The organism is Methylocystis suflitae (assembly GCF_024448135.1).
In the GTDB taxonomy this organism is placed as follows: domain Bacteria; phylum Pseudomonadota; class Alphaproteobacteria; order Rhizobiales; family Beijerinckiaceae; genus Methylocystis; species Methylocystis suflitae.
The window spans coordinates 1-7,242 of sequence record NZ_JAMRYX010000086.1; the positions used below are offsets into that span (position 1 = coordinate 1).

Here is a 7,242-nt window from a genome sequence, read left to right on the forward strand (position 1 = left end):
CGCACCGAGGGCGAAACCGCGGTGCGCCGCCCGCCGGTGCGCACCATCGGCGGCTTTACGCCGCCCCAGCCGCCACGCCCGACTCCCTCTCGCGGCGGCGCGATGAAGGATCGCGGCCGTCTGACGGTCTCCACCGCCACCGCCGGCACCGACGAAGAGCGCACCCGCTCCGTCGCCTCATTCAAGCGCCGGCAGCAGCGGCTGTTCCGCGGTCAGGTGGAGCAGAAGGAAAAAGTTCTGCGCGAGGTGATCCTTCCCGAGACGATCACCATTCAGGAACTCGCGAACCGCATGTCGGAGCGCGCCGTCGACGTCATCCGCCTGCTGATGAAGCAGGGCGAGATGCACAAAATTAACGACGTCATCGACGCCGATACGGCGCAGCTCGTCGCCGAGGAGATGGGCCACACGGTCAAGCGCGTCGCCGAATCCGACGTCGAGGAAGGCCTGTTCGACACGCCCGACGTCGACGCCGATCTGACGGCGCGTCCGCCGGTCGTCACCATCATGGGCCACGTCGACCACGGCAAGACGTCGTTGCTTGACGCCATTCGACAGGCCAATGTCGTCTCCGGCGAGGCCGGCGGCATTACCCAGCATATCGGCGCTTATCAGGTGACGGCCCCGAACGGTCACGCCATCACCTTCATCGACACGCCCGGCCACGCCGCCTTTACGGCGATGCGCGCCCGAGGCGCCAAGGTGACGGACATCGTGGTGCTGGTCGTCGCGGCCGACGACGGCGTCATGCCGCAGACGATCGAGGCGATCAATCACGCCCGCGCCGCTCATGTGCCGCTGATCGTCGCCATCAACAAGATCGACAAGCCGGACGCAAAGCCTGAGCGGGTGCGCACCGAACTGCTGCAGTATGAAGTGCAGGTCGAGACCATGGGCGGCGAGACGCTCGAAGTCGAAGTCTCGGCGAAACAGAAGACCAATCTCGACAAGCTGCTCGAACTGATCGCGCTGCAGGCCGAGGTGCTCGACCTGAAGGCCAACGCCGAACGCGCCGCCGAGGGCACCGTCATCGAGGCGCGGCTGGACAGAGGCCGAGGGCCTGTCGCGACCATGCTGGTTCAACGCGGCACGCTTCGCGTCGGCGACATTGTCGTGGCGGGAACCCAATGGGGCCGCGTGCGCGCGCTGCTCGACGATCAGGGCGTCGCGCGTCCCGAGGCCGGACCGAGCTTCCCCGTCGAGATTCTGGGCTTCAGCGGCACGCCGGAAGCCGGCGACCGCGTCGCCGTCGTCGAGTCGGAAGCCCGCGCCCGCGAGATCGCCGAATATCGCGAGCGCATGAAGCGCGACAAGATCGCCGCGCGCGGCGGTTCGGCGCGCGGTTCGCTTTCCGACATGATGAGCCAGCTCAAGACGGCGGGCCGCAAGGAATTCCCGCTCGTCATCAAGGGCGACGTGCAGGGTTCGGTCGAAGCCATCGCCGCGGCGCTCGAAAAGCTTGGCACCGACGAGGTCGGGGCGCGCATCGTGCATGCCGGCGTCGGCGGCATTTCGGAATCCGATATTTCGCTCGCCGAGGCCTCCAACGCCGCGGTCATCGGCTTCAATGTGCGCGCGCACAAAGAGGCGCGCGACGCGGCCGAACGCTCCGGCATCGAGATCCGCTACTACAACATCATCTACAATCTGGTGGATGACGTGAAAGCGGCGATGTCCGGGCTGTTGGCGCCGACGCTGCGCGAAACCCTGCTCGGCAATGCGACGATCCTCGAGGTCTTCGACATTTCGAAGGTCGGCAAGGTCGCCGGCTGCCGCGTGACGGATGGCAATGTCGAGCGCGGCGCTAATGTGCGGCTCATCCGCGACAATGTCGTCGTGCATGAGGGCAAGCTCTCGACGCTCAAGCGCTTCAAGGACGAGGTCAAGGAAGTCGCCGCAGGACAGGAATGCGGCATGGCTTTCGAGAACTACCAGGACATGCGCGCCGGCGACGTCATCGAGTGCTATCGCGTCGAGGAAATCAAGCGAACGCTCTAGGCGGCGCTGCGCCGCCGCAAAAAACATCATGGCCGGGCGCGTCCCGGCCATCTTCGTCGCGCTGAGGCGCGCTACCTTCATTCGTTACGCTTCATGCGCGGGATGTCCGCCACGGGCGCGGGCGTGAGACGACTGCAATCATCGGGTCCAAAATGTCCAGAGCTCATCACTCACAGGCGGGCGCGCCGTCGCAGCGCATGTTGCGTGTCGGCGAACTCGTGCGCCACGCCGCCGCCCGGCTGCTCACGCGGGGCGAAATCAGCGATCCGGTGCTCGAACAGCATGTCGTGACCGTTTCGCGGGTGAAGATGAGTCCCGATCTCAAGCTCGCGACGATTTACGTCGTCCCGCTTGGCGGCAAGGATGAGCCGGAGGTGCTCGCCGCGCTGGATCGCCACAAGCGATTTTTGCGCGGGGAGATTGTGCAAGAGGTGAATTTGAAGTTCGCGCCCGAAATCCGCTTTCGCATCGACGACACATTCGACAATGTGTCGCGCATCGACGCGCTGCTCAGTTCCGACCGTGTGAAGCGCGATCTCGCCGATGGCGACGACGCCAAAAAGGATGGCGTTGAGGAATGAGCAAAAAAAAATCGGACCGCGTCGTTGTCGACGGCTGGGTGGCGCTAGATAAGCCTGTCGGGCTCACGTCGACACAGGCAGTGTCGCGCCTCAAGCGCATCTACAACGCCCAAAAGGCCGGCCATGCGGGCACGCTCGATCCTCTCGCGTCCGGCATTCTTCCCGTCGCCTTCGGGGAAGCGACCAAGACCGTGCCTTTCGTTCAGGACGGCGAGAAGGCCTATCGCTTCACCGTGCTTTGGGGCGTCGAGACCGATACTGACGATTCTGACGGGCGCGCGATGCGGGAGAGCGCCGTGCGGCCGGAGCGCGCCGCAATCGAAGCTCTGCTGCCGCAGTTCGTCGGCGAAATCATGCAGACGCCCCCGCAGTTCTCGGCGATCAAAATCGCCGGCGAGCGCGCCTATGACATCGCCCGCGAGGGCGAGCTGGTCGATTTGAAGCCGCGAGCGGTCAAGATCCGCTCGCTGACGCTGATCGACGCATCTGGCGACGACGCGACATTCGTCATGGAATGCGGCAAGGGCGCTTATGTGCGCGCGCTGGCGCGCGATATCGGCCGGCTATTGGGCTGTTTCGGCCATGTCACGGCGCTGAGACGCACCCGCGTCGGACCTTTCCTTGAGGAAGACGCCTATACGCTCGACGAGATCGAAAATCAGAACATGGCCGCAGAGGCGCTGCTGTCGGTCGAAGCGGGACTGGCCGAACTGCCTTGCGTCGTCGTCGATCGCGACACGGCGGCGCGGCTGCGGCGCGGCGGCTCGGTGATTTTGCGCGGCCGCGATGCGCCGCATGAGGGCGTCGTCTACGCTGCTTGCGGGGGCGTGCCGGTCGCCTTCGGCGAAATTATTCAGGGCGCGCTCGCGCCCGCGCGGGTGTTCAATCTGCCGTTCTGAACTATTCGACGAGCGCGACGCAGCGGGATTACGCGGGAAGGCATTCGTCGGCAAGCGCGGAGCCAGCGAGGACCTGCGCATCGACGACGAAGGCCGTCACTATTCAGGGTCGTGATGGCGCGCGCCCAAAACCTCGGCCAGCGGCGCCTTTCGCGCGGTTTCGCGAAAGCGCATGAGATCTTCGATCGCGCGATCGATCTCCGTCTGTTTGACGCGAGGTTCCGCCGCCCGGCCTGTGAAGCGACGTCCGTGCCGGGTGATTTCTTCGGAAGTTCCGCCAGCGCTGGCCTGAGGGTGTTTCATATCTCGCATGATGCCCCTAAACTCGACGGGTTAGAACAATCAGTCAAATATTGTCCTCGACTGACCGGCAGTTGATCTTGTTCCTCGAAGCTTGTCCTATGGGCTCCGAGATTCGCCGAGCATGACCCGTCCGCCCAAACTCCTCATCTTCGACTCAGGCCTTGGCGGCCTCACGGTCTTCGCCGAGACCGTCAAGCTGCGCCCGCACGCGGATTATGTGTATTGCGCGGATGACGCCGGCTTTCCTTATGGGTCCTGGAAGGAGCCGGAGCTCGTCGAACGCGTGATGGAGCTGATGGAGAGGCTGATCGCCGAGCACGCGCCGGACATCGTGGTCATCGCCTGCAACACCGCCTCGACGATCGTTCTGCCCTATTTGCGCGTGCATTGGCCCGCCTTGCCTTTCGTCGGCACGGTGCCGGCGATCAAGCCGGCAGCGGAGCGCACACGGTCAAAGTTGATTTCCGTGCTCGGCACGCAGGGCACGGTGGCGCGCGACTATACGCAAAACCTCATCGCGCAATTCGCCGCACATTGCTCGGTGACCCTCGTGGGCTCGAAACGCTTGGCGAGTCTCGCCGAGAACTACATGCATGGGGAAAGCGTGAGAGACGCCGACATCGGCGCCGAGATTGCTCCCTGTTTCCAGGAAGACGGCGGCAGGCGCACGGACGCCATCGTTCTCGCCTGCACGCATTACCCGCTGCTTGTCGACGAGTTCAAACGCCTCGCGCCCTGGCCGGTCGAGTGGATCGACCCCGCGCCGGCGATCGCGCGGCGCGCGGATCAATTGCTCGGCGAGCGCTTTGGCGCCGATGCTGCGGGAGATCGCCAGGGCTCCCGCTGCGCCAATTTCACCAGCGGCGTGCGTCCCCTGGCGCCGCTCGCCGCAACGCTCGCGCGCTACGGCCTTGCGTGGGCCGCTGTCGCCCCCACCGCCTAGTGCGGGGCGTGGTCGAGTTTCGCCAGCGCCTCTTTCGCGTGCTTGACGCCGCCCTTGGCGTTGCCCTTTTCGCCAAACTTGATCGCCTGCTTCAGATGGACGATGCCGGCGCGCACGAAGCGGTTCGACTTTTCCTTCTGGGCGGCCTGAGCGTGCTCCAAAGCTTGCTTTGCGTGTTCGACGACCCCGTCGGCCTTGCCTTCCAGACCGGCGTCCACCGCCTGGCGCGTATGGGTGATCGCTTCGGCGACATGATTTTCCTGCGCGAGCGCAATCGGCGAGAACAACGCGGCGACCGATAGCGAGACGAGGGCGATGAGCGTTCTGCGGATCATAGTTTCCCCTCCCAATAATCTTGATCAAACACGGACTTGACCGTTACCGTCAGCTCCGCTTTTGTAGATTAATGCGCCCTCGGTCTCGCGCAAGAGCCGCGACGCCTGCGCGTCTTGCTGACGCGCATCAGGGTTTTGGGCGATCGGTCAAGGTTTCGAGAAAAGCGACGATGGCGTCGACGTCTTTTTCGGAAAGCCGCGGCTTTTCCCCCGGCTTGCGATCGTAGGGAACCTCTTCGACGTTGACGTTGTCATGCGCGGAGGGCGGCAGGTCGTCATATTTTTCCGGCTTGCCGCGCCGGTCTTTGGGATACCAGCGGCCGGGATCAGTGTCGCGCGTCGCATAAAAGGCGACGACGTCGCGCAGCTTGTCGAAGACGCCATTGTGCAGATAGGGGCCCGTGACGGCGATGTTGCGCAAGGTCGGCACCTTGAACGCGCCGCAGACGCTCTCGACCTTGAAGTCCGCCGGGGCGACTTCGGCGAGTCCTGGTCGCGCGCACAGGCCAAGATCGGCAGCCGAATGCGGCTTCGCCACGCTCGGAATCGCTTTGTTTCTTGGGCCGCCGAGCGCGTCATAGGTGAAGTCGGTGAAGAGCCAGTCCTGCGGATTGCGCGAATCTTCCTTGCCGGCGTGACAGGCCAGGCAATTGCCTTTCTTCGGGTCCTTGAAAAGCTCAAAGCCTTTCTTCTCGAGCGCCGTCAACTGCGCTTGCCCGCGCAGATAGTCGTCGAATTTGGAGGTGAAGGGATGAAAGCGCGCGCTCGCCTCGAAGGCGACGACCGCTTGCGCGAGCTTCACGAAGGCGGCGTCCGGATCGGCGAAAACTTTATGGCCATAGACCTGGCGGGCAAGGTCGGCGTACGCGCCGCCCTGCACCGTCTCGACGATAAAGCGTTTCGACGGCGCGTTCATTTCGAGCGGATCGAGCATCGGGCCTTCGACCTGGGCGAGAAGGTCGCGCGCGCGCCCGTCGAAGAACTGTCCGCCAGCCGGGATTTTCTCGATCTTGCCGGTCTCCTCATCCTTATCGTCGATGAATTCGAAGGGCGGCGCGAAGGACGCATACATGATCGACGGCGTGTTGCGCTTGCCCAGAGACGTTGGCAGCGAGCCCCGCGCCACGGCAGGGACGCTCGAACCATTATTGCCTTGGAAGGCCGTCGCCGCGTCATGACAGGAGGCGCAGGAGACGCCCGCCGGAAGCGACAGGCTCGCGTCTTCGAACACGCGCTTGCCGAGGAGCTCAAGCGCCGTCAGGCCGCGTTCGTCGGCCGCGCCGGCGCCCGATGGCGCGGGCTGTGCGCAGAGCGGGGAGCCGAGCAATGCGAAGGCGGCGCAAAGCGCGGCTCGGCGCGCCTTGCGGGGATAGGAAAGGGTCACTTGCAGCAGCCCGTTAGAGAAGAAAGCGCGTTTCTTCGCGCCCTGCGAAACTTTAGGAATCGCGCGGCGCAAAGGTCAATTTCGTTAATTTGGATATCTTCCAGCAAGCGTGTGAGCTTACGCCGCATGGTCGCCTGCACGGAGGTAAACTGCGCCGTCAACGCAATCTAAGCGACTGAAATTAACCAGTTTATATTTCCTGAAAGCAACTCGGCGCAGTACAGCCACATTTTAACGTTTGTCTGGACGCGGATGGTGCGACCGCGCGCGACTCATCGCCGAGTCCTTGGCGCGCGGCCAATGAAAGGGTTCTGGCATGATGGATATCGGCGACGATAAGGAGCTGATGGCTGAATTTGCCGAGTTTAAAGAGTTGCTGCGTCGCGACCTTGGCCATGCTCCCGCGCCAACGGCGCCGGCTCAGGGCTTCGAGCGTCCGCCATCGAATACGGCGATCAATCCGGGTCCATCTCCTCAGGCGCCGCGCGCAGAGGAAGCTTGGAGCGCGGTCCATGCGACCGAGGAAGAATTCTACGACGAGCCGGAGGACGAACGCGAAGGCGGCCGTCGGGCCTTGTTCTTCGCGGCGGCCGCGGTGGTTATCGCCGGACTAGCGGCCCTGACCTGGGTCTTGGGGCCGTGGAGCACGGTCGAGCCGAGCGAGGATCCGGCGCTGGCCACGGCGCCGCCTTTGGCCGCTCCGGAAGCCGCTGAACCCGTTCTCGGCAGCGCCGCGCCGCAACCGCAGGACGCCGCCCCGGCGGATGGAGACGCCGCCAAAGCGCCCGCGCTTGAGGAA

General features: G+C 64.4%; 6 protein-coding genes and 1 pseudogene. 5 read left to right on the forward strand and 2 right to left on the reverse strand.

Annotation, left to right across the window (positions count from 1 at the left end):
• The 4 genes from infB to murI all read left to right on the forward strand — a co-directional run.
• Positions 1-1,998 (forward strand): translation initiation factor IF-2 (gene infB / locus NEI07_RS07265; RefSeq protein WP_256033703.1); only part of this gene is annotated, 1,998 nt, incomplete at its 5' end.
• Positions 1,999-2,150: 152 nt separating this feature from the next.
• The gene (gene rbfA, locus NEI07_RS07270) at positions 2,151-2,579 is read left to right on the forward strand and encodes a 30S ribosome-binding factor RbfA (RefSeq protein ID WP_256033704.1); all 429 of its coding nucleotides are present in this window, start codon (positions 2,151-2,153) and stop codon (positions 2,577-2,579) included.
• Positions 2,576-3,478, forward strand: coding sequence for a tRNA pseudouridine(55) synthase TruB (truB, locus tag NEI07_RS07275; RefSeq protein ID WP_256033706.1), 903 nt, complete (start codon positions 2,576-2,578; stop codon positions 3,476-3,478). The genes rbfA and truB overlap by 4 nt, the downstream gene beginning before the upstream one ends.
• Before the next feature lie 424 nt (positions 3,479-3,902).
• Positions 3,903-4,724, forward strand: a complete 822-nt coding sequence (murI, locus tag NEI07_RS07280; RefSeq protein ID WP_256033708.1) for a glutamate racemase — start codon at positions 3,903-3,905, stop codon at positions 4,722-4,724.
• Here the strand turns inward: murI and smbP are convergent.
• On the reverse strand, positions 4,721-5,059 hold the full coding sequence (smbP, locus tag NEI07_RS07285; RefSeq protein ID WP_256033709.1) for a small metal-binding protein SmbP: 339 nt from the start codon (positions 5,057-5,059) through the stop codon (positions 4,721-4,723). The two genes, murI and smbP, sit on opposite strands and share 4 nt — an antisense overlap.
• A 127-nt stretch (positions 5,060-5,186) precedes the next feature.
• Positions 5,187-6,443 (reverse strand): cytochrome-c peroxidase, encoded by a 1,257-nt coding sequence (locus tag NEI07_RS07290; protein WP_256033710.1) that lies wholly within the window; start codon positions 6,441-6,443, stop codon positions 5,187-5,189.
• Positions 6,444-6,789: 346 nt separating this feature from the next.
• On the opposite strand from NEI07_RS07290, the pseudogene NEI07_RS07295 reads away from it, so the two are divergent.
• Positions 6,790-7,242: pseudogene (locus NEI07_RS07295) on the forward strand (hypothetical protein); the annotation flags it as partial.